20 protein-coding genes and 1 pseudogene are annotated in these 18,484 nt (G+C 67.1%); 12 read left to right on the forward strand and 9 right to left on the reverse strand.

Translation table 11 applies throughout. From position 1 onward, the window contains the following. Nucleotides 1–20: 20 nt before the first annotated feature. Together GH815_RS14665 and GH815_RS14670 are read right to left on the reverse strand one after the other, a co-directional pair. Nucleotides 21–4,337, reverse strand: coding sequence for a chemotaxis protein CheB (locus tag GH815_RS14665; RefSeq protein ID WP_153749513.1), 4,317 nt, complete (start codon nucleotides 4,335–4,337; stop codon nucleotides 21–23). Between the two features lie 287 nt (nucleotides 4,338–4,624). Further along, entirely contained in the window at nucleotides 4,625–5,068 is a 444-nt protein-coding gene (locus GH815_RS14670) for a hypothetical protein (protein WP_153749514.1), read from the reverse strand. A 108-nt stretch (nucleotides 5,069–5,176) separates the two neighbouring features. Between GH815_RS14670 and GH815_RS14675 the strand changes: the two genes are divergently transcribed. Both GH815_RS14675 and GH815_RS14680 read left to right on the forward strand, forming a co-directional pair. Beyond that, complete coding sequence (locus GH815_RS14675; RefSeq protein ID WP_153749515.1) at nucleotides 5,177–5,746, forward strand: sigma-70 family RNA polymerase sigma factor; 570 nt, start codon at nucleotides 5,177–5,179, stop codon at nucleotides 5,744–5,746. Between the two features lie 25 nt (nucleotides 5,747–5,771). Next, nucleotides 5,772–6,098, forward strand: coding sequence for a hypothetical protein (locus tag GH815_RS14680; RefSeq protein WP_132696566.1), 327 nt, complete (start codon nucleotides 5,772–5,774; stop codon nucleotides 6,096–6,098). A gap of 110 nt (nucleotides 6,099–6,208) precedes the next feature. Here the strand turns inward: GH815_RS14680 and GH815_RS14685 are convergent, their stop codons facing one another. The 3 genes from GH815_RS14685 to GH815_RS14695 are packed head-to-tail and all read right to left on the reverse strand — an operon-like array spanning nucleotide 6,209 to nucleotide 9,251. After that, nucleotides 6,209–6,886, reverse strand: a complete 678-nt coding sequence (locus GH815_RS14685) for an ATP-binding cassette domain-containing protein (RefSeq protein WP_253090288.1) — start codon at nucleotides 6,884–6,886, stop codon at nucleotides 6,209–6,211. Further along, nucleotides 6,883–8,088: an ABC transporter permease gene (locus tag GH815_RS14690; protein WP_153749516.1), complete on the reverse strand. Its 1,206-nt coding sequence runs from the start codon at nucleotides 8,086–8,088 to the stop codon at nucleotides 6,883–6,885. The genes GH815_RS14685 and GH815_RS14690 overlap by 4 nt, the downstream gene beginning before the upstream one ends. Continuing rightward, on the reverse strand, nucleotides 8,088–9,251 hold the full coding sequence (locus tag GH815_RS14695; protein ID WP_153749517.1) for an efflux RND transporter periplasmic adaptor subunit: 1,164 nt from the start codon (nucleotides 9,249–9,251) through the stop codon (nucleotides 8,088–8,090). The genes GH815_RS14690 and GH815_RS14695 overlap by 1 nt, the downstream gene beginning before the upstream one ends. 167 nt (nucleotides 9,252–9,418) lie before the next feature. Between GH815_RS14695 and GH815_RS14700 the strand changes: the two genes are divergently transcribed. The 8 genes from GH815_RS14700 to GH815_RS14735 all read left to right on the forward strand — a co-directional run bounded on the left by GH815_RS14700 (nucleotide 9,419) and on the right by GH815_RS14735 (nucleotide 14,127). Beyond that, the gene (locus tag GH815_RS14700; protein WP_153749518.1) at nucleotides 9,419–10,240 is read left to right on the forward strand and encodes a DnaJ C-terminal domain-containing protein; all 822 of its coding nucleotides are present in this window, start codon (nucleotides 9,419–9,421) and stop codon (nucleotides 10,238–10,240) included. A 39-nt stretch (nucleotides 10,241–10,279) separates the two neighbouring features. Then, nucleotides 10,280–11,212 carry an IS5 family transposase gene (locus GH815_RS14705; RefSeq protein WP_153749519.1) on the forward strand — a complete coding sequence of 311 codons (933 nt, stop codon included), beginning with the start codon at nucleotides 10,280–10,282 and terminating at the stop codon, nucleotides 11,210–11,212. Between the two features lie 206 nt (nucleotides 11,213–11,418). Next, nucleotides 11,419–11,766: a hypothetical protein gene (locus GH815_RS14710; RefSeq protein ID WP_153749520.1), complete on the forward strand. Its 348-nt coding sequence runs from the start codon at nucleotides 11,419–11,421 to the stop codon at nucleotides 11,764–11,766. 271 nt (nucleotides 11,767–12,037) lie between these two features. Then, nucleotides 12,038–12,235, forward strand: a complete 198-nt coding sequence (locus GH815_RS14715; protein WP_153749521.1) for a DUF6900 domain-containing protein — start codon at nucleotides 12,038–12,040, stop codon at nucleotides 12,233–12,235. A 12-nt stretch (nucleotides 12,236–12,247) separates the two neighbouring features. Further along, nucleotides 12,248–12,463 carry a hypothetical protein gene (locus GH815_RS14720; RefSeq protein WP_153749522.1) on the forward strand — a complete coding sequence of 72 codons (216 nt, stop codon included), beginning with the start codon at nucleotides 12,248–12,250 and terminating at the stop codon, nucleotides 12,461–12,463. 112 nt (nucleotides 12,464–12,575) lie between these two features. Then, nucleotides 12,576–12,800 carry a hypothetical protein gene (locus GH815_RS14725; RefSeq protein ID WP_153749523.1) on the forward strand — a complete coding sequence of 75 codons (225 nt, stop codon included), beginning with the start codon at nucleotides 12,576–12,578 and terminating at the stop codon, nucleotides 12,798–12,800. Nucleotides 12,801–12,890: 90 nt separating this feature from the next. Further along, nucleotides 12,891–13,457 carry a DUF3489 domain-containing protein gene (locus tag GH815_RS14730; RefSeq protein ID WP_153749524.1) on the forward strand — a complete coding sequence of 189 codons (567 nt, stop codon included), beginning with the start codon at nucleotides 12,891–12,893 and terminating at the stop codon, nucleotides 13,455–13,457. A 115-nt stretch (nucleotides 13,458–13,572) separates the two neighbouring features. Further along, nucleotides 13,573–14,127: a hypothetical protein gene (locus GH815_RS14735; protein ID WP_153749525.1), complete on the forward strand. Its 555-nt coding sequence runs from the start codon at nucleotides 13,573–13,575 to the stop codon at nucleotides 14,125–14,127. On the opposite strand, the gene GH815_RS14740 is transcribed toward GH815_RS14735, so the two are convergent. Next, complete coding sequence (locus GH815_RS14740) at nucleotides 14,124–14,345, reverse strand: DUF7220 family protein (RefSeq protein WP_153749526.1); 222 nt, start codon at nucleotides 14,343–14,345, stop codon at nucleotides 14,124–14,126. The genes GH815_RS14735 and GH815_RS14740 overlap by 4 nt on opposite strands. Beyond that, nucleotides 14,342–14,824: a hypothetical protein gene (locus GH815_RS19275; RefSeq protein WP_246176467.1), complete on the reverse strand. Its 483-nt coding sequence runs from the start codon at nucleotides 14,822–14,824 to the stop codon at nucleotides 14,342–14,344. The genes GH815_RS14740 and GH815_RS19275 overlap by 4 nt, the downstream gene beginning before the upstream one ends. 52 nt (nucleotides 14,825–14,876) lie before the next feature. Here GH815_RS19275 and GH815_RS19280 point away from each other — a divergent pair, with 52 nt between their 5' ends. Beyond that, nucleotides 14,877–15,089 carry a hypothetical protein gene (locus GH815_RS19280; protein ID WP_246176468.1) on the forward strand — a complete coding sequence of 71 codons (213 nt, stop codon included), beginning with the start codon at nucleotides 14,877–14,879 and terminating at the stop codon, nucleotides 15,087–15,089. On the opposite strand, the pseudogene GH815_RS19285 reads toward GH815_RS19280, so the two are convergent. Both GH815_RS19285 and GH815_RS14750 read right to left on the reverse strand, forming a co-directional pair. Next, nucleotides 15,030–15,536 (reverse strand): annotated as a pseudogene (locus GH815_RS19285) (DNA cytosine methyltransferase); the annotation flags it as partial. The gene GH815_RS19280 and the pseudogene GH815_RS19285 sit on opposite strands and share 60 nt — an antisense overlap. Nucleotide 15,537: 1 nt before the next feature. Beyond that, nucleotides 15,538–16,914 carry a site-specific DNA-methyltransferase gene (locus GH815_RS14750; protein WP_153749528.1) on the reverse strand — a complete coding sequence of 459 codons (1,377 nt, stop codon included), beginning with the start codon at nucleotides 16,912–16,914 and terminating at the stop codon, nucleotides 15,538–15,540. A 246-nt stretch (nucleotides 16,915–17,160) separates the two neighbouring features. Between GH815_RS14750 and GH815_RS14755 the strand changes: the two genes are divergently transcribed. After that, nucleotides 17,161–18,183, forward strand: a complete 1,023-nt coding sequence (locus tag GH815_RS14755) for an IS110 family RNA-guided transposase (RefSeq protein ID WP_153749529.1) — start codon at nucleotides 17,161–17,163, stop codon at nucleotides 18,181–18,183. Nucleotides 18,184–18,484 lie beyond the last annotated feature (301 nt).

Consider the following 18,484-nt stretch of genomic DNA (forward strand, 5'->3'; position numbering starts at 1 on the left):
CTTCTCAGTTGCTCCGTGGCCTAGACGCCCGGCAGTCCGGCCGCCATCGCCAGCCGGACGAGGTCCGGCAGCGACGTGGCCCCGGTCTTGCGCATCACCGCCGCCCGGTGGTTCTCGACCGTGCGCTGGTTGATGCCGAGGTCGGCGGCGATGATCTTGTTCGGCGCGCCTTCCAGCACCCGGGCCATGACCTCGCGTTCGCGGGGCGTGAGATCGGCGAAGGATTTCAGCGCCATGCGCCGGGCATTATGGCGGGCGCGATCGTCGGTCGCCTGTTCGAGGGCCCGTCCGATGCTGACCAGAAGATCCGCCGCGCTGGCCGGTTTCTCGATCAGATCCGCGGCGCCCGCCTTCATCGCGCTCACGGCCATGGCCGTGTCGCCATCTCCCGTCAGCATCACCGCCGGTAGGGACGAGCGCTCCGCCCGCAAGGCCTCCAGCAGCGCCACGCCGCTCATGCCGGGCAAGCGGTCGTCGATGACCAGACAGGCCCTGGCGGCCGGACGGGGAGCGGCCAGAAAAGCCTCGGCCGACGGGTAGGTGACCACGGCCCACCCCTCGGCCTCGAACAGGCGGCGGGTGGCCTCGCGCACCATGGGATCGTCGTCCACGACATGCACTGTCACCTGTTCGGGCGTAGAGCCCGTGCCGTGTTGCGCCCGGGCTGCCCGCGCGCCCTGCAACATGGCGGCGATCCGGGCCAGCAACGCGTCGGGCAGGACGGGCTTGACGAGCTGCACGAAGGGGGTTCCCGCGATCTCGCGCATCGTTTCGGCCGTGATGTCGCCGGTCAGGATGATGGTCGGCACGCCATGGCCCAGAACCCGAGGCAATTCCCGCGCCAGCGACAGCCCGGACGCACCGCCATGCAGATCGAAATCCGTCAGCAGCAGGTCGGGCGGCACTGCGGACCGGGTGGCCCAGGCCAGAGCATCCGGGGCGTTGGCCATGGCGACGACGCTGTGGCCCTCGGCGATGAGTGCCCGGGCAAGCAGCTGACGCAGGTCGTCCTCGTCCTCGACCAGCAGGATCGTGCCGGTCTGTCGGTCACCCTCGACCGGCGCTGCGTCCGCCAGCGCCGCAGGCTCGGCTGCGGCCAGCGGAAGCGTGACCGTGAAGGTCGATCCCTTGCCCTGCACCGACCGGACATCCACCGGATGAGCCAGCAGATCCGCCAGCCGCTGGACGATCGACAGCCCCAGCCCGAGGCCCTGAGCAGCAAGGAACCCGGGCTGCTCGCCCTGATGATAGGCATCGAAGATCGCCTTTTGCTCGGACGGGGCCACACCGATGCCGCTGTCGCTGACCTGGATCGTCAGGCGGTCGCCACGGATGCGGCAGCCCATCAAGATGCCGCCCCTCGGCGTGTATTTTACCGCATTCGACAGGAGGTTGCGCAGCATCTGCCGAAGGAGCTGCGGATCGGTCCGCACCCAGGCCCTGGTCGGCACCACCCGCAGCTTCAGCCCCTTCAGCTCGCACAGCGGCGCGAATTCCTCGGCAAGATTTGCCATGAGGGGGGCAACCGCGACGGCCCGCACCTGAGGGCGCACGATGCCGGCCTCGATGCGGTTCAAGTCCAGCAGCGCGTCCAGCATCTCGGTCATCGTCTTCAGCGTGCGGTCCATCAGCGCCGCCAGCCGCTGCGTCTCGGCGCTGCGACTGCCACGCGTCATCAGCTCATGCAGCAGCGCCAGCGACTGCAGCGGCTGGCGAAGATCGTGGCTTGCGGCGGCGAGGAACCGCGACTTTGCCGCCGTCGCGCGGTCGGCCTCGCGCCGGGCGGCGACCAGTTCCGCATGCGTCCGTTTGTTCTCGGTGATGTCGACGAAGGTGATCACCACGCCTTCGACGCGCCCGCCATCGGCGCGATAGGGCTGGACCCGGCGCAGATACCAGATGCCCCCGGCGCCGGCGATCTCGCGCTCGACCGGTCTTGCCGTCGCCAGCACCGCAGCCGCGTCGGGTGCAAGGTCCGCGTCGCTTGACAGGGCGGCCAGATCGGACAGCGGCCTGCCAATGTCGGTCGGGATGACATGGAACACGGCGCGGGCGTTGGGCGTGAAGAACCGGATGTTCAGGTCACGGTCGAGGAAGATCGTCGCAACATCGGTGCTGTAGAGCACGTTCTGCAGGTCGTTTGCGGTGGTGCGGTGGCGCTCGACGGTTTCCTGCAACTGGGCGTTCAGTGCGGTCAGCTCCTCGTTGAGCGCCTGCAACTCCTCTTTCGAGGCGAGCAGTTCCTCGTTGGTGGACTGGAACTCCTCGTTGACCGACAGCGCCTCGGCGGCATCGGCGGCGTGGCCCTCGACCTCCTGTTCCAGTTCGCGCAGGGCATCGCTGCGATCGTTGCGGGTCGCCTCCAGATCGGCCTCGAGCTCGGCGATGCGCGATGCGGCATCCGCCGCCCCGTCCCCATCGGCAGGTGATCCGGTCGCCGCGGGCGGGGCATCGAGGAAGCAGGCAAGCAGCAGGTCTTCCTTGCCGGCCTGCACCGCGCGCAGCTCGATGTTGAACCGGCCCTCGCGCGCCGAACGTCCGCCGGGCACGACGACGACCGGGTTCGCGGCGTCGCAGGACGCTGCCGCCGCACGGAACCGTGCGTGCAGCGTCCTGGGCAGCATCCCCAGAAAGCCCGGATCGGGGTGGCCTTGCGTCACGCTGAGATAGCGTTCGGTCGGGCCCAGCAGATACAGGCTCTCGAACCGGCGGTTCAGCAGCACGGCCGCCGGGGCGTAATTGTCCAGAACGACCCGCCGGCACAGCTCCGCGAGGGAGGTCCTGCGGCTTGGCTGCGGGTAGGTTTCGACGGGCCTCGCGATCCGGGCGCCGGCTGCAAGATGCAGATCGCCCAGCCGGCTGGGGCCGACACGGCGCCAGAGCCGGGCGTCCTTGTGGGCGACCTCGAAGCTGCCATCGGCCGGCCCGGGCGTTTCGGCAGCCCCCAGCAGCAAGAGCCCGCCCTGCCGCAGCGAGAAGGCGCACAGTCCGATCACCCGCCGCTGCGCCTGCGGCTCCAGGTAGATCAGCACGTTGCGGCAGGACAGAAGGTCGATGCGCGAGAACGGCGGGTCGGACAGCAGGTCCGCCACGGTGAAGACGATCACGTCACGCAGTTCCGGCCGGACCCGCCAGCCACCCGCCTCAGCGTCGAAGAACCGCGCAAGCCGGGCGGACGAGACCGCGCCTGCGATGTCGGCGGGATAGAACCCCTCGCGGGCGGTCCCCACCGCGTCGGCGTCGATGTCCGAGGCGAAGACCTGCAGCCCGGCCCGCGACCCTGCCGCCTCCAGCGCCTCGATGCAGAGCATGGCCAGGCTGTAGGCCTCCTCGCCGGTGCTGCATCCGGCCACCCAGACCCGCAGCGGCCGGTCGGCGGGCTGGGATGCGATCAGTTCGGGCAGGGCTGTCGCGCCGAGGTGCTCGAACACGCCCGGATCGCGGAAGAAGCTCGTGACATGGATCAGCAGATCGGCCGTCAGCCGCGCAAGCTCGGTGCTGTCGGCGCGCAGCATCGTCAGATACCGCTCCGTCTCGTCCGGCCCACAGCCAGCCATCGCCATGCGACGGGCGATGCGGCGCTTGATCGTTCCAGTCTTGTACAGCGTCACATCCTGAGGGGCCGTTTCCGCGACGAGCGAGATGATGGCGTCGAAATCCCGGCCCGCCAGCGTCGCGCCTGTCCGGCCTGCGCCGGCCTTCGCTTCCAGCGCGGTGTCCGGGCGTTCGGGCGGTTTCGGCAGACCCCCTGCTGTGAGCTGCCCCAGCACCGCCGGCATGTCCGCAATGCCCAGGACGTGATCCACCAGACCGGTCGCCATGGCGCTGTCCGGCATGCCGGAATACCCGGCCTCCTTCGGGTCCTGCGCCAGGATCAGCCCGCCTGCGTCATGGATGGCGCGGAGGCCGCCGCTGCCGTCCGTGCCGGTCCCCGACAGCACGATGCAGGCCAGCGGCGATGATGCCTCCCGTGCCAGAGACTGCAACAGAACATCGAAGGGCAGGCGCACCGCCTTGCCGCGCTCCGGGGCAGATGTATGGAGAACACCGTTCTCGACGGTCAGAAAGACGCCCGGCGGGATGACATAAAGATGGGCAGGCCGCAGCGTCATGCCCTCGCCGGCCAGAAGCACCGTCAAGGCGGTATCCCGCGCCAGAAGGTCGACCATCATGCTGTCATGTGTGGGGTCGAGGTGCAGGACCAGCACGAAGGCCGCCTGCATGTCGCCGGGTATCGCCTGCAACAGTGCCCGGCACGCCTCGAGCCCGCCTGCGGATGCGCCGACGGCAACGATGGGGAGCGCAGGACCTAGCGTTCGAGCGTTCGCATTGGACATCGCATCTTCCCACCACAGGGGGCACCGCGCCCGGCACGCAAAACCGTCACATGCGCAGGCTATTTCGTCGTCGCGCTGCCGTCTTGCGATAAGACCGTATCAGCCTTTTCGCCCGTGCAGAAGCCGGGCTTTTCGGGATCGCCGTGATCGCCCGACGGTCCTGCGGCGCGCAGTTTTCCGACCGGGCTCACTGGTACACCCGGCGCTCTACGCTTTGTCTAAGTAGATTCCGGGGCTGTCGGCGCGGCCGACCGATGGCTAGCTTCAACCCACGGCATGTAGTCGCATTAACCAGTGTGAAGTTGACCGGACAGCCGGGTTGCGTTCATGGCGAACGTTTCAAAAGCCCCCAAAGTCGGCTCGCGTTGCTTCGTCGGCGACGAGTCCGGCTGTCCGGCCATTGCGAAGGAATTCTCAAAGACGGCACGGAACGTGCCCAGCGCGGTGCGTTGAGCGTTCCCGGAAGCCCGTTCTCCATCGCTCGTCCACCGCTGAAAAGGAATGAGAAGCTGGACCATGGCCAAGCTCATCCCGGCTCCCTGAACGATCGGAGCCTTCATCAGGGCGCCCGGCGTCTCCTCGCCGACCCCGCCATCGCCCTGGAGACAGAAACGTCGGCTCCCGTGCCAGCGGTGACGCAGATCAAATGCGGCAAGGCGAGCGTGCGGACCCACGCCATGCACGGCCCAGACCTCCGGCGAGGCCGACAGCTCCGACCGGAGCCGCAGCACTGCGAGCCGCCTTCATCTCATCCGGACGCAAGCTCGCTCCCCCATCGGACGGGCACGGCCCCGCGGGAGGCCGGCAACTCCCGTCATCGGAAAGGTGACACGAAGACTATGATTGACGTCCATCCGTTTCATTTCCTCCTGCCGCCGCAGGCCGCGGTCCTGTTTCGCTTCGCCCTCAGGCTTGCCGCCGACGAGACTCGGGCCGAGGACCTGGTTCAGGAGACCTTCCTCAAGGCCTGGGCGAATCGCGACAGTTTCACGCCCGGCACCGAACTGAGGGGGTGGCTGTTCACCATCCTTCGCAACACGTTCTATTCCAGCCTCCGCAAGCACAGACGCGAGGTGGAGGACGTGGACGGCAGACTTGCGGCGCTGCTCTTCGAGGAAGCGGCGCAGGAGCATTCCGTCGACCTGAACAAGCTGATTTCGGCCATGGCAAGGCTCCCCGAAATCCACCGTCGGCCGGTCGTCCTCATGGGGGCATACGGATTTTCGCAGCAGGAAGCGGCCGATGCCTGCAACTGCGCCGTCGGCACGATCAAGAGCCGCGTCAGTCGCGGACGGTCCGAACTCGGCCGTGCATTCGGTCGCGACCCGGTGGAGCCCCACGGAACGATCACGCACCCGGGGCCGTTGGCAGACCGGCATGTCGGGGCTTGCATGAGCGAAACGCCCTGAAACCCCGCAACGACAGGAGCCGGACATGGAACGAGCGGACACCGAGAAGGACACCCTGATCATGGATCGTTCGATGCTCCTGCGGAGGGCAAGGGCTCCGCGGCTGCGGGCACGCTCCCTGGCCGAGTTGCGAGACCTGTCCGCGGCGCTCTCCGATGCCTGTGCGGCGTCCAAGGCGGACGCCCTGCGGAACATACGCGCCCGTTGGGCCGATGCTCCGGAAGAGGCCGACGAAAGCACATGCGGCTTCGCAGATCTCTTTGCCGCGCTTCGCCGCGTGCGAGCCGAACTCCAGCGTCGTCAGGACGAGAGGGCGGCCGCTGCGCAACGGACCCTGGCCCTGGATCGCTAGCGGCTGTCCGGTCGGGGCTGCTCTCGTCCCGGGACGTTCCGGAGGTCGACGATCTTCGCCCACTTGGCGCCCCGTCCTTCCGGCCGCGTTCGGTTGCCAGTTGCCGCGCCCTACCCCGTCACGACCCCATCGCCCACCACGACCTGTCGCCGGCAGAGGCTTGCGATCTTCTCGTCGTGGGTGGAGATGAGAAAGGTCGTGCCTTCGTCGCGGTTGATCTCGGAGATCAGCGCCATGACCTGCATGGCGGCGGCGCGGTCGAGGTTGCCGGTCGGCTCGTCCGCCAGCACCAGTTCCGGCCGGTTCATCAGCGCGCGGGCCACTGCCACGCGCTGCTTCTGACCGCCCGACAGGTTTGCCGTGGGGAAATCGATCCGTTCGGCCAACCCCATCCGTGCCAGCAACTCGCGCCCGCGGGTCCGGGCGGCAGCCGTCTCGCGGCCCTCTCGCACGGCGGTGGGGAAGGCCACGTTCTCAAGCGCGGTGAAGTCGGGCAGCAGGTTGTGGAACTGGAACACGAAGCCGATGTGCAGGTTGCGAAACAGTGTCAGCGCCCTGTCGTCGGCTGCGACCAGATCCGTCCCGAGCATCGAGTGGCTGCCCGCGGTGGGTTTCATCAGCGTTCCGAGGATGGTCAGCAGCGTGCTCTTGCCCGACCCTGACGGGCCCAGCAGCGCCGTGAGTTCTCCCCCCTGCAGCGTCAGGGACAGCCCGCGCAGGACCCGCGTCGCCGCCTCGCCCGACCCGAAGGTCTTGACCAGCCCTTCGACCTCGACCAGCGCGCTCACTGGCTGATCGCCGTGACCGGATCGACCCGTGCCGCGGCGCGTGCGGGGAGGATCGAGGCAAGGATCGCACCCAGCACCGTCAGCGTAATCGCCAGCCCGTAGGAGCCCTGGGTGATGTCCATCGGCAGGGTGCCCGGCCTGAACGCATCACGCGTGGGAAAGGGCAGCAGGGCCAGGTAGCCGAGCGCGGCACCAGATAGCCCCCCCAGCAGCCCGACCAGCGCGCCCTGGGTCACGAAGACGAAGACGACAAAGCTGCGCCCGGCACCCATTGCACGCATGATCCCGATCTCCGGCCTTCGGCGGTAGGTGGACAAAAGCAGCGCCGAGGCGACGCCGATCACGATGGTGATCAGTGCGAAGGATTTGAGGAAGTATCCGGTCTGCGCCTGCGCATTCAGCGCCTCCATCAGCTGCTCGGCGCCGTCGGTCCATGGTACGGCATCGAGTCCGGTCAGCGCCCGGATGCGCAGCGCCGTGGCATCAGCGGCGTTCAGGTCCGCCAGCTTGATCTCGATCCGCGTCACCCCCTGCGGCAAGGCGAAGAGCGTGCGCGCCGTGGGCAGGCTGACGAAGATACTGCTGCGGTCCATCATGCCGTTGCCGGTCCTGTAGATGCCGCTCAGCGTCAGCACCGTCGAAACGCCGCCCGAGGATTGCAGGCGCAGCGTCTGACCCAGCCGGAGCGACAGGTCATCCGCCAGCGTCTGCCCCAGCACGATCAGCCCCGAACCCAGCCGCGCCGTACCTTCGACCATGTAGCCGTCCAGATCCAAGATCGCGGATTCGCGCCCCGGCTCAAGACCCGTCACGCCGACCTGCGCCACCTGCGCCCCGCGTGTCAGGAACCCCGCGCCGGTTATCTGCGGCGAAACGGCGGTCACGCCCGGCACCGTCTCGATCAACGGCACCCAAGTCGCGGCGTCGGCCAGCGTGGCGGTGCGGGCGCGGCCCTGTTCGACAACGGCGAGGACATGGCCATCGGGCGAGATCAGGATCGGCGGGTCGGCGTCCTCGGCCTTGATCGTGACATGGCTGATGTCGCCCACGGTGCGGGACAGGATGAATTCGGCTAGACCCCCGATCAGCGCCGACATGAAGATGAAGATGAACACGCCCACCGCGACACCCAGCACCAGAAGCGCTGTCTGTGCCTTGCTTGCGGTCAGATAGCGGAGGGCGATCTTGAGGCCGTAGAGCATCAGGGTTGCTCCACGCGCACCGACTGTCCGTCGGCGATGCCGGTAGCATCCAAGATCAGCGCATCTCCCGGCACCAGCCCTTCGGTCACAATGAGCCGTGCGGCGGGCCAGTCGATGACCGTCACGGGCCGCAACCGGGCGATCCCGTCCGAAACGACAAGGACCGCCGGTCTGCCATCCCCGGTCACAACCGCCGTCCGGGGCACGGTCAGCGCAGCGTCCCGCCGGTCGATGACGATGTTGGCCGTGACCGTCAGGCCGACCGGTGCCGTCACCGGCTCGTCGAACACAAGCTTCACCGCCAGACCGCCGGTCGCCGCATCCACCCGCTGCGACACATAGCTCACGCGGCCCTCGCGCTTGGCCGTCTCGCCAGTGAGTTGCAGGACAGCAGGCATGTCAGCCCGGAGCTGCGTGGCATAGGCCTCGTCCACATCCGTCTCGACGGTTAGCTGGCCCAGATCGGCAATCGTCATCAGCACGGTCGAGGGATCGATGGTCTGGCCCGGGTCGGCATTCAGGGCAAGAACCGTCCCGGTCATCGGTGCGCGAATGGTGAAGTTGCCAAGCTGGATCTGCGCCTGATCGACCAGAGCCGTCATACGCGCCGCCTCCTGCGCGGCCGACTGCACTGCGGTTTCCGCGTTTTCCAGTACGGTGCGGGCGACATTGGCCCCAAGCGCGCGCGTCCGTTCAAGGGTCGCCTGCGCCTGCGCCTGAGCGACCAGGGCGGCATCCAGTCCCGCCATCGCCTGCCGCAGGACGGCCTGCTGGGCAGTGGAGTCTATCCGCGCGACGATCCCGCCAGATTGCACGCTGTCGCCTTCGACGACCGACAGATCGGCCAGGGTGCCGCCCACCTGTGCCCGCACATCGACCGAATGAAGGGCTTCGATCCTGCCGTTGACGGCCAGGATCCGTGTCACCGGCGCCAGAGTGACGGTTTCGACGGCAACAACGACCGGACTGCTTGCCCACGGCTGCAGGAAAAAGCCGAGGCCCGCACCCCCTGCCAGAACAAGACCAACTATCCAGATACGCCGCAATCTGGGGGCGGGAGACGCAGGCGACGGACGCACAGCCGGCAAACGGCGGTCGCTCGCCTCTGCCGGTGCGGCCTCTCTGGCAGGGTCAGACCACTTCTGTTGCACCGGTGTCGTCATCTGGTCCTCCCGGCCCGCGAACGGTCCAGACGGACGGCGGACGGTCGATGTCGAACATGACGGTATCCTGCCGATCGCCTACAGACGCTGATCTGTGTCAACGACGGAAGGGGTGGTACTGAGAATGAATTGCAGGTGTTGTCATGCCGAGACGAGAAACCTGACCGATGTCGATTGATCCCTATGGCGTTCTTGGCCTGACCAAATCCGCCACACCGGATGACATCAAGAAGGCGTACCGCAAGCTGGTGCGCACCAGCCATCCTGACCTGCACCCCGACGACGCCGGGGCGGAGGCGCGGTTCAAGGCCATCGCTGCCGCCCATGACCTGCTGAAGGATCCCGACACCCGTGCCCGTTTCGACGCGGGCGAGATCGATGGGGCGGGCGCTGAACGGCCGCAGCGCCAATACTATCGCGATTTCGCAGAGGCCGGAGGAAATCCGTACCAGCAACGGCGCGGGTTTGAGAGCCACGTTGATCCGGCTGACATTTTTGCGGAAATCCTGCGCCAGCGAACACGACAGGGCAGCGATGATTTCAGCGGCCGCGGGTACTCCGCGCCCGGCCCTGATCTTCGATATGCGCTCGAAGTGCCCTTTCTGGACGCCGCGCGCGGGGGTGAGATGCGCATCACCCTGCCGGACGGCGCCAGCCTGGCGGTGCGGATCCCGCAAGGGGCACATGACGGTCAGACCCTGCGCCTTCGCGGCAAGGGTGGGCCGGGCTTTGGGGGTGGTGCTCCGGGTGACGCGCTTATCACGCTGTCGGTCAGCCAACATCCCGTCTTCCGTCGAATCGGCGATGACGTCTTCGTCACCCTGCCCATCACCATTGATGAGGCCATTCTTGGAGGGAAGGTCACGGCGCCGACTATCTCCGGACCTGTCAATCTGACGATCCCGAAAGGAGCGAGTTCCGGCCGGGTTCTGCGCCTGCGTGGACGCGGCGTGGCGCATCAAGGGGGCTCTGTTGCACAAATGGACTGAGGGGATTCATCACGTGACTCCAGCGTGGTAGCTGGGGCCTTGAGCAGACCGACACCCCCCGCCTACAAGATCCGCAACTGGCCAGGCTACAACGAAGCGCTCAAGCGCCGCGGCTCGCTGACGATCTGGTTCGACCCCGACATGGCCTGGGAGGCCGCGCCGACCGGCAAGCGCGGGCGGCAGCCGCACTACACCGATGCCGCGATCCAGACCTGCCTGACCATGAAGGTGCTGTTCGGCATGGCCCTCAGGCAGACCACCGGGTTCGTCGAGAGCCTGCTTCGCCTCATCGGCCTCGACCGGGACGTGCCCGACTTCAGCACGCTGTCGCGGCGCCAGAAGACCCTGAAGGTCAACATTCCCTACCGGGCATCGGACGGGCCGTTGCATCTGCTGGTCGACAGCACCGGCATCAAGGTCGAGGGCGAAGGCGAGTGGAATGCGCGCAAGCACGGGGGCTCCAAGCGCCGGGTTTGGCGCAAGCTGCACATCGGGATCGACGAGCAGACACTGGAGATCCGCGCGACGGAGTTCACCTCCAGCGACATCGGCGATGCCCCCTTGCTGCCCGAGTTGCTCGACCAGATCCCGCCCGAGCAGGAAATCGCCACCGTCACCGCCGACGGCGCCTTCGACACCCGCAAGTGTCATGACGCCATCGCCGCCCGCGGGGCTTCCGCGATCATCCCGCCCCGCAGCAACGCCCGGCCATGGAAGTCCGACACCGCCGGGGCCATCGCACGCAACGAAATCCTGCGGACATCGAAGCGCCTCGGCCGGACCATCTGGCGACGATGGAGCGGGTATCACCGCCGAAGCCGCGCCGAGACCAAGATGCACTGCGTCAAACTGCTGGGCCAGCGCCTCTCCGCGCGCGAGTTCGACCGTCAGGTCGCCGAGTTCCAGGTCCGCGTCGCCGTCCTGAACGGCTTCACCGCGCTCGGCATCCCCATCACAGAGGCCGTGGGATAGGTCTGTCCGGGGAAAGGGGAACCCTGTCCGTCACCCGATTTGTGCAACAGAGTCCATCAAGGGGGAAAGACCGCCGGTGATCAGCTTGTAGACCTGAAGATCGTCATACCCCCGGAGATCGACGGATCCTTGCACGACTTCCTGACCGAATGGCGCAAGACCCATTCCCATGACCCGCGCGTCGATCTGCTCAACGAGGCCGCATCATGACCGACCGTCTGACCGAGGACGACGTGCTTGTCGCCATTCCGGGGCTGACGCGGACCCGTCTTCTCGCATTCGTCGAGTCCGAACTGATCATTCCCCTGCGCAGGGAAAATGCGGGCGACCCAGTCCATGTCTTTCGCCGGGTCGACTGCGCCCGCCTGAACTTGCTTTGCGATCTGACAGATGGTCTTGAACTCGACGAAACGGCGCTCGGCGTCGTCATCACCCTGATCGATCAACTCCACGCCACACGCAAGGATCTTCTGGCCATTGCCCGTGCCGTGGATAGTGAACCACCCGATGTGCGTGCCCGGATCGGATCGGCTATCGTCGGATTTCAGAGGTGATACTGGACCAATGTTCGTGATCTTAGCCTGAGCGCTCACTCCACCAACCTGACCATCTTGTCAGCAGCGGTGGTCGAGACGGTCCAAGTTCCTTCAATGGCCTAACGCCCCGCGACAGCCCGACATGGGCGGCGTACTGGCGCTCGCTCATGCCCTGCATCGACGGCTCCGATTATCGTTCAGATTCATATGCTTATCTCGTTGATAAGCCTCGCGGACAGAGGGAACGTGTCTCCAGAAGGACGATGCAACTCACCAAGGAGCCACCGCGATGACCCGCCGCAAGACCGACCCCGCCGCCGCCCGCGACGCCCTGATCCTGGAGATCGCGCAGCGGCGCTTCTTCCTCGAGACGCTCGAGACCCGGAACTCCGACCGGCTCGATTTTTACGACGTCGCCGTCCGGGCGATCCGCGACGCGCTCGCCGAGGCCTACGAGGCCGGACGCCGCGCCGCCGCCCAATCCTGAAGGGACCCCGCCATGAGCACGACCACCATCCGCATCGATCACGACGCCTTTCCGGACCAGTTCGACCGCTCCCGCCCCGATGCCGTCGCCGAGGTGATCGAGGCGGCCCTGCGCGAGGACGGGATCGCGGCCGAGGTCTCGGACGTCATCTCGCACCTCAAGATCGAACTGCCCACCGCGCAACTGGCCGCCGCCAGCGCATCGCTGGCCGGGATGGGGCTGATCTGAGCGCAGGCGGCCAGATAGCAATCATATGGCTCTGAATTGCCTACACTTTCGGGCGTCGCGGAGCGATTCTGATTGCACAAGGACGATGCAACTCAGCCACGGAGCCACACCGATGACCCGCCGCGCCACCGACAACACGAAAGCCCTCGACGCCTTCCTCGCCGCCAAGTTCGAGATCGACGCCATGCTGGAGCGGCTCGCCGCCCTCAGCGCGGACCATTTCGAGAACAGCCCCGACGAGATCAACTGGGGCCATGTCGGCACCCTGAACCACTACCGCGACCGCCTGCGCGAGATCACCAACAGCGCCTTCAAGGAAGGCGAATACGCCGAGTGAGACGACCCGCTCCCGGTCCTGCCCGCCGACTGGCGGGCTTGGCCTCGTAGAAGGGCCCGCATCCCGCGCGTCCCGATACGGGAGACGACGATGACTAAGCTTTCCGACACCCAAGCCCTGATCCTGAGCGCCGCCGCCCAGCGGCCCGAGCACATCGCCCTGCCGCTCCCCGACAGCCTGCGCGGCGGCGCTGCCGCCAAGGTGGTCGGCGCGATGCTCGCGAAGGGCTTCCTGCAGGAGGTCAACGCAGACATGCGCAACGGCGAGCCCGTCTGGCGCGAGACCGGCGACGGCCACGGCGTCACGCTGGTCGCCACCGACGCGGGCCTCGCCGCCATCGGGATCGAGCCCGAGGACGCGAACCCCGCGCCTGCGGGCGCGCCGGACGCGCCGACCGAGGAGTCCGCATCGGACACCCCCACCGAACCGAAGGCTGCGCCCAAGACGCGCACACCACGCGAGGGCACCAAGCAGGCGACCCTGATCGCCATGCTGCGCGCACCGGACGGCGCGACCATCGAGGAGATCATGGCCGCGACGGGCTGGCAGTCGCACACGGTGCGCGGCGCGATGGCCGGGGCGCTGAAGAAGAAACTCGGGCTCGAGGTGACCTCGGAGAAGGTCGAGGATCGGGGGCGGGTCTACCGCATCGCTTGATTGGACGCAGCTTCGCGGAAGCACGACACGTCAAGGGGTATGAATCATACCTCTTGACGAATCCTATCGTTGGTCTGCAAGATGCGTGCATCAACCCTCTTGAATGGTGGCGCGCATGGTCGACTCGATCACGGTTAGACTGGATCCCAATCTGGCATCCCGTCTCGGCGAATTCTTGACTCAGAACCCTAGTCTATCGGCGGCATCCGTTGCCGCTCGTGCCTTGGACGAATTTCTGCCGAAGGCTCCCAAGGTCGTATCGACGAAACCCTCCAAGCCGGGTGGCGGACAGGACGAGTTCACCGGCCGCGAGGGGTATGAGTTTGGCATCTCAGCTGGTCGGGCACTTGCGAGCAAAATCGGCGACCTCGTCAGCCCTGTGGCAACAGAACTCAAGCTACCTGACGGTCGGCGAGCTACGCTGCGCACGGCGAAGGGGCGCAACACCCAATGGGGATGTCTCAACACCCTTCTCGAGCGGATCGATGTCGTTCTCTGTGCTTTCACCCCGGACGGATCGAACTTCGATGTCTGGGAAATTGACGCCAAGGTCTGGGCGCGCGAGGCCCGAAACGCTTCTCCTGGTCACAAGCTGCACAACAAGCTAACGTTGCTGGGCAAATCGGGCGTTGAGAAGTTCGGAAAGCCCTTCGGCAGCTACTCCATCTAGTCGCCCCGCATCCGGATCGCCTCGAACAGGCGCCGCAGGGCGAAGGATCGTGCGATGCTCACCACGGTGAACACCGCGCCCATCTTCAAGTTCTGCGCCAGCGTCGTGTGCAGCCCGAAGACCGGGAAGATCAGGATCTGCGTGACCACTGCGACGCCGTAGCCGACGATCACGTTGGCGACGGACTCGACCAGCGACATGAGGCGGGACTGCTTCATGCCGCTGCCTCATCCATCGGCCAGCAGTTCAGCCGCCAGAGTTCGCAGCGCATGCGCCGCAACCAAGGGGACCACGCCGTTGCCACAGAGGCGAAGCCGGTCCACCCGGTGGGCCAGCCCATCAGCGCCTCGACGAACAGCGGGTTCAAGGTCCGGCGCGGCTCGGAGGTATCGCTCCCAGCCATCGGCGTCACCAGGACCTGGCGGCCAAGCAGGCCGTTCACCGGCGTGTTCGCGAGTGTCGTCGCTCCGTCCTTGTGATCCCGCGCCGTCGGCGTCATCCACATCCCCGCCGCATGGGTCAGGTCGGCACTCCTGCGGTTGCCCGCGCTCGGCTTGCAGCCGTCGTTCGCCATCGGCGTCGGCCAATCCCGCGCCATGCGGTCCAGACCCTTTTCGTCCTTCCGCTCGCCACCCCGGCTGCGGAAGCTGTCGATCTGCGGCGTCGGCCAGAGCGCGGCCGTGGTCGCCAGGTTCATGCCGTGCTGGCCTGCTTCCTGCGATGGCGTCGGCTTCGTCTGCCGGTTCTCGTTGGCGCTGGCCCTCGGCGTCGGCCAGAGGCGCAGCAGTTCCGTCCGGTTCCCGCCACTCGATCGGGTGCCAGAGCAGGCGCGCGGGGTCGGCCAGCTCGTCCCCCTCGCGAATGGCGAGGATGAAGAGACGTTCGCGCTTGTGAGGCGCGCCGATTTCCGCCGCCGTGAAGAGGCCTGCCGCAAGGCGGTAGCCCATGCCGACCAGTCCTGAGGCGACTTCGGGGAATCCGAGGCGGAGATGATGGGCGACATTCTCGAGGAAGACGAAGGGCGGCTCGACCTCGCCGATGATGCGGGCGACATGCGGCCAGAGGTGCCGCGGGTCGTCCGCGCCCCGGCGTTTGCCCGCGACGGAGAACGGCTGGCACGGATAGCCCGCAGTGACGATGTCCACCGCGCCGCGCCATGGGCGGCCGTCGAAGGTTCCAACATCGTCCCAGACAACAGCCCGATCCAGGGACGCGTCTTCCATCCGCGCCACGAGAGTGGCTGCGGCGAAGGTTTCCCGTTCGACATGGCCCACAGCACGATATCCGGGGATGGCGATGGCAAGCCCGAGATCAAGCCCGCCAGCGCCTGAGCAGAGGGAGAGGCCGAAGAGGCATGCGTCTCCGGCTCCGGAAGCGCATCCGGAGGAAGGTAAAGCCAGGTCATGCATGTCACGCGGTGGTCTTGCGCTTTCGCGCGGGTTCGGGGGCGGTGTCTGTTACCGGGGGATCGGCCGGGGCGTCGGCATCGTGGCCGAGCCGCGCGGCTCTCACCTGCGCAAAGGTCCGGCCGTCGCCGTCAAGGATCGCGTCCTTGCCGGTCTCGGCCTGCCACCGCTCCACGGCGACATCGACATAGGCCGGGCTGATTTCCATCGCGAAGACGCGGCGGCAATTGGCTTCGCCCGCCATGATCTGCGAGCCGGAGCCGGAGAACGGCTCGTAGCAAAGCCCGCCCCGCGCCACATGCTGGCGCATCGGGATCCCGAAGGCGTCGAGCGGTTTCGGCGTCGGGTGGTCGGGCCGGTCGTCCTTGGCGAAACTCGGCAGCGCCCATGTGGACGGCAGGGTTTCCACGGCCACCTTCGGCGGACGGTTCGGACGGCGCCAGCCCATGAAGCAGGGCTCGTGCTTCCAGAGGTAGTGGGACCGGGTCAGAACCCCTCGGTCCTTCACCCAGATGATCTGCTGGTGGACGAAGGCGCCGGCCTTCTCCCAGCAGGCTTCGAGCATCGCTTGGCGACGGGAGGCGTGCCAGCAGTACCAGGCGGCGTCCTCGGCGATGGCCTCGGCCACGGCGGCGGCGATGAATCCGTCGTAGAGCTCCGCGCCCTGAGAACTGTCATCCCAGGTCGTGCCGTAGGACGCGGACCAATCCTTGTTGCGGGTCGGATGGTTCGAGCCGTCATAGTCCACCAGATACGGCGGGTCGGTCGCGAACAGCACCGCGCGTTCGCCGTTCATCAGACGGCGCACGTCGGCAGCGCTTGTGCTGTCGCCGCACAGGAGGCGATGGTCGCCGAGGATCCACAGGTCGCCCGTCCGCGAGGCCGGGTTGCGCGGCGGCTCGGGGATGGTCACCGGCGGCACGGAGCCCCCGGCGCCACTTTCTTCACCGTCGTCTTCCGCGACGTAGGCCAGCAGCTTGTCCAACTCGCCGTCGGAGAACCCGACCAGCGACAGGTCGAAATCCTCGGCCAGCAGGTCGTTCAGTTCCGCCGACAGCAGCGCCTCGTCCCAGGTGCCGAGTTCGGTCAACTTGTTGTCCGCGATGCGGTACGCCCGCCGCTGCGCCTCGGTCAGATGCCCGAGCACGATCACGGGCGCTTCGGTCAGTCCAAGCTGGGTTGCCGCCAGCACGCGCCCGTGGCCCGCGATCAACTCCCCGTCCTCGCCCACGAGGCACGGCACGGTCCAGCCGAACTCGGCCATGCTGGCGGCGATCTTCGCGACCTGGTCCGCGCCATGCGCCTTCGCGTTCTTCGCGTAGGGCTGCAGGCGCGACAGCGGCCAGGTCTCGATCGCGTCCGGGGCGAAGCTCAGCATCATGGTGGGCAAGGTTCCTCGGTCGGGTGGATGCCGGTGGCTTCCGGACTCCGGATGCCTTGCCGGACTCCACACGGGGTCCAGCGGCCACCAGCGGTGTCCGGTCGAAAGGCCAGCGTTCATTGGTGTTTGCGCCGGACGCGCGTGGCTCCGGCTTCCGGGTGATGGAGTGGATGCCTCCCTCCCTGACGGCATCGCGATGTGCCAAGCTTGGGGTGTTACAGCCCAAGAAAACGGAAGGAGGCATCCATGAAGGAAGTTAGCATCATCGGGGTGGATCTGGCAAAGAACGTGTTCCAGCTCCACGGCGCGGCGGCGGACGGGTCGGTTCTGTTCCGCAAGAAATTGACGCGGTTGCAGTTCGAGCGTTTCATGGCTTCTCAACCGGCCTGCACCGTGGCCATGGAGGCCTGCGCGGGCGCGCATCACTGGGCGCGCACCCTGACAGGCATGGGGCATGCGCCGCTGTTGATCGCGCCCCGATACGTCAAGCCCTTCGTCAAGCGCCACAAGAACGACAGCGCCGATGCCGAGGCGATCGTCGAGGCGGCGCTGCGCCCGACCATGCGCTTCGTCGACCCCAAGACGGCCGACAGCCAGGCCCGCGCCGTCCTGTTCCGGACCCGCACCCAGTTCGTCGAAAGCCGCACGGTCGCCGTGAATGCGCTGCGCGCGCATCTCTACGAGTTCGGCCATACCGCGCCGATCGGAGTGCATCAGGTCAAGCGGCTCGCCGGGATCGTGGAGGCCGGGGACAGCGGCCTGCCCGAGGCGGTTCGGCTGTGTTGCCGCGAAATCCTGGCGCAGATCGCGCAGATCGGCGAACGCCTGGCAGTGCTGGACCGCGAGATCGCCCGCCTGTCCGGGGAGGGCGAGACGTCCCGGCGCCTGCGGACCATGCCGGGCGTCGGCCCGATCACGGCGCTGGCGGTCGAGACCTTCGCCCCCGCGATGGACAGCTTCCGCAGCGGGCGCGACTTCGCCGCCTGGCTCGGACTCGTGCCGATGCAGAAATCCACGGGCGGCAAGCAGCGCCTTGGCCGGACGTCGAAGATGGGCCAACGCGATATCCGGCGCCTCTTGATCATCGGCGCCATGTCCACTGTGCAGCGGACGCTGCGAAAGGGCGCGCCCGAGGGGTCTTGGCTGGGGCGGATGCTGGCGAAGAAGCCGCGCATGCTGGTGGCGATCGCGCTGGCCAACAAGATGGCGCGCGGCGTCTGGGCGATGATGACGAAGAATGAGGATTACCGGGGGGCCGCGATGGCCTGACCGGGCGGAGACCACGACCGGCCGACGGGCCGGGCGTGCGAGGTGTGAGGAAGGCGAAGGAACTGCATGGACACAAGATCGAAGATCCGGATCGGGAAAACCAGGGGAAGCCACAGCGCCCTTCGAAGCGCGCCCAGAGTGATTTGGACCCGATCCGCGCATCTCCATACCGGCCCGCGGCAGGGAAAGGCCGCACCTGGAGGCCTGACACATGACCGCGCTCGGGTCGTGTCGCGAATGCTGTGGAAATTCTCTGGCGGCATGCTCCGGGCATGTGAAGGTTCGTGTTCTCAGGCGGCGA

The organism is Rhodovulum strictum, assembly GCF_009649175.1.
Taxonomy (GTDB): domain Bacteria; phylum Pseudomonadota; class Alphaproteobacteria; order Rhodobacterales; family Rhodobacteraceae; genus Rhodovulum; species Rhodovulum strictum.

What these genes read in the sequence shown, in the direction of transcription:
- GH815_RS14735 (WP_153749525.1), top strand. Translation starts at nt 13,573, where the DNA reads ATGGTCGACTCGATCACGGTTAGACTGGATCCCAATCTGGCATCCCGT.
- GH815_RS14715 (WP_153749521.1), top strand. Translation starts at nt 12,038, where the DNA reads ATGACCCGCCGCAAGACCGACCCCGCCGCCGCCCGCGACGCCCTGATC.
- GH815_RS14695 (WP_153749517.1), bottom strand. Translation starts at nt 9,251, where the DNA reads ATGACGACACCGGTGCAACAGAAGTGGTCTGACCCTGCCAGAGAGGCC.
- GH815_RS14690 (WP_153749516.1), bottom strand. Translation starts at nt 8,088, where the DNA reads ATGCTCTACGGCCTCAAGATCGCCCTCCGCTATCTGACCGCAAGCAAG.
- GH815_RS14755 (WP_153749529.1), top strand. Translation starts at nt 17,161, where the DNA reads ATGAAGGAAGTTAGCATCATCGGGGTGGATCTGGCAAAGAACGTGTTC.
- GH815_RS19275 (WP_246176467.1), bottom strand. Translation starts at nt 14,824, where the DNA reads ATGAACCTGGCGACCACGGCCGCGCTCTGGCCGACGCCGCAGATCGAC.
- GH815_RS14725 (WP_153749523.1), top strand. Translation starts at nt 12,576, where the DNA reads ATGACCCGCCGCGCCACCGACAACACGAAAGCCCTCGACGCCTTCCTC.
- GH815_RS14665 (WP_153749513.1), bottom strand. Translation starts at nt 4,337, where the DNA reads ATGTCCAATGCGAACGCTCGAACGCTAGGTCCTGCGCTCCCCATCGTT.
- GH815_RS14750 (WP_153749528.1), bottom strand. Translation starts at nt 16,914, where the DNA reads ATGATGCTGAGCTTCGCCCCGGACGCGATCGAGACCTGGCCGCTGTCG.
- GH815_RS14710 (WP_153749520.1), top strand. Translation starts at nt 11,419, where the DNA reads ATGACCGACCGTCTGACCGAGGACGACGTGCTTGTCGCCATTCCGGGG.
- GH815_RS14675 (WP_153749515.1), top strand. Translation starts at nt 5,177, where the DNA reads ATGATTGACGTCCATCCGTTTCATTTCCTCCTGCCGCCGCAGGCCGCG.
- GH815_RS14680 (WP_132696566.1), top strand. Translation starts at nt 5,772, where the DNA reads ATGGAACGAGCGGACACCGAGAAGGACACCCTGATCATGGATCGTTCG.
- GH815_RS14700 (WP_153749518.1), top strand. Translation starts at nt 9,419, where the DNA reads ATGTCGATTGATCCCTATGGCGTTCTTGGCCTGACCAAATCCGCCACA.
- GH815_RS14730 (WP_153749524.1), top strand. Translation starts at nt 12,891, where the DNA reads ATGACTAAGCTTTCCGACACCCAAGCCCTGATCCTGAGCGCCGCCGCC.
- GH815_RS14740 (WP_153749526.1), bottom strand. Translation starts at nt 14,345, where the DNA reads ATGAAGCAGTCCCGCCTCATGTCGCTGGTCGAGTCCGTCGCCAACGTG.
- GH815_RS14720 (WP_153749522.1), top strand. Translation starts at nt 12,248, where the DNA reads ATGAGCACGACCACCATCCGCATCGATCACGACGCCTTTCCGGACCAG.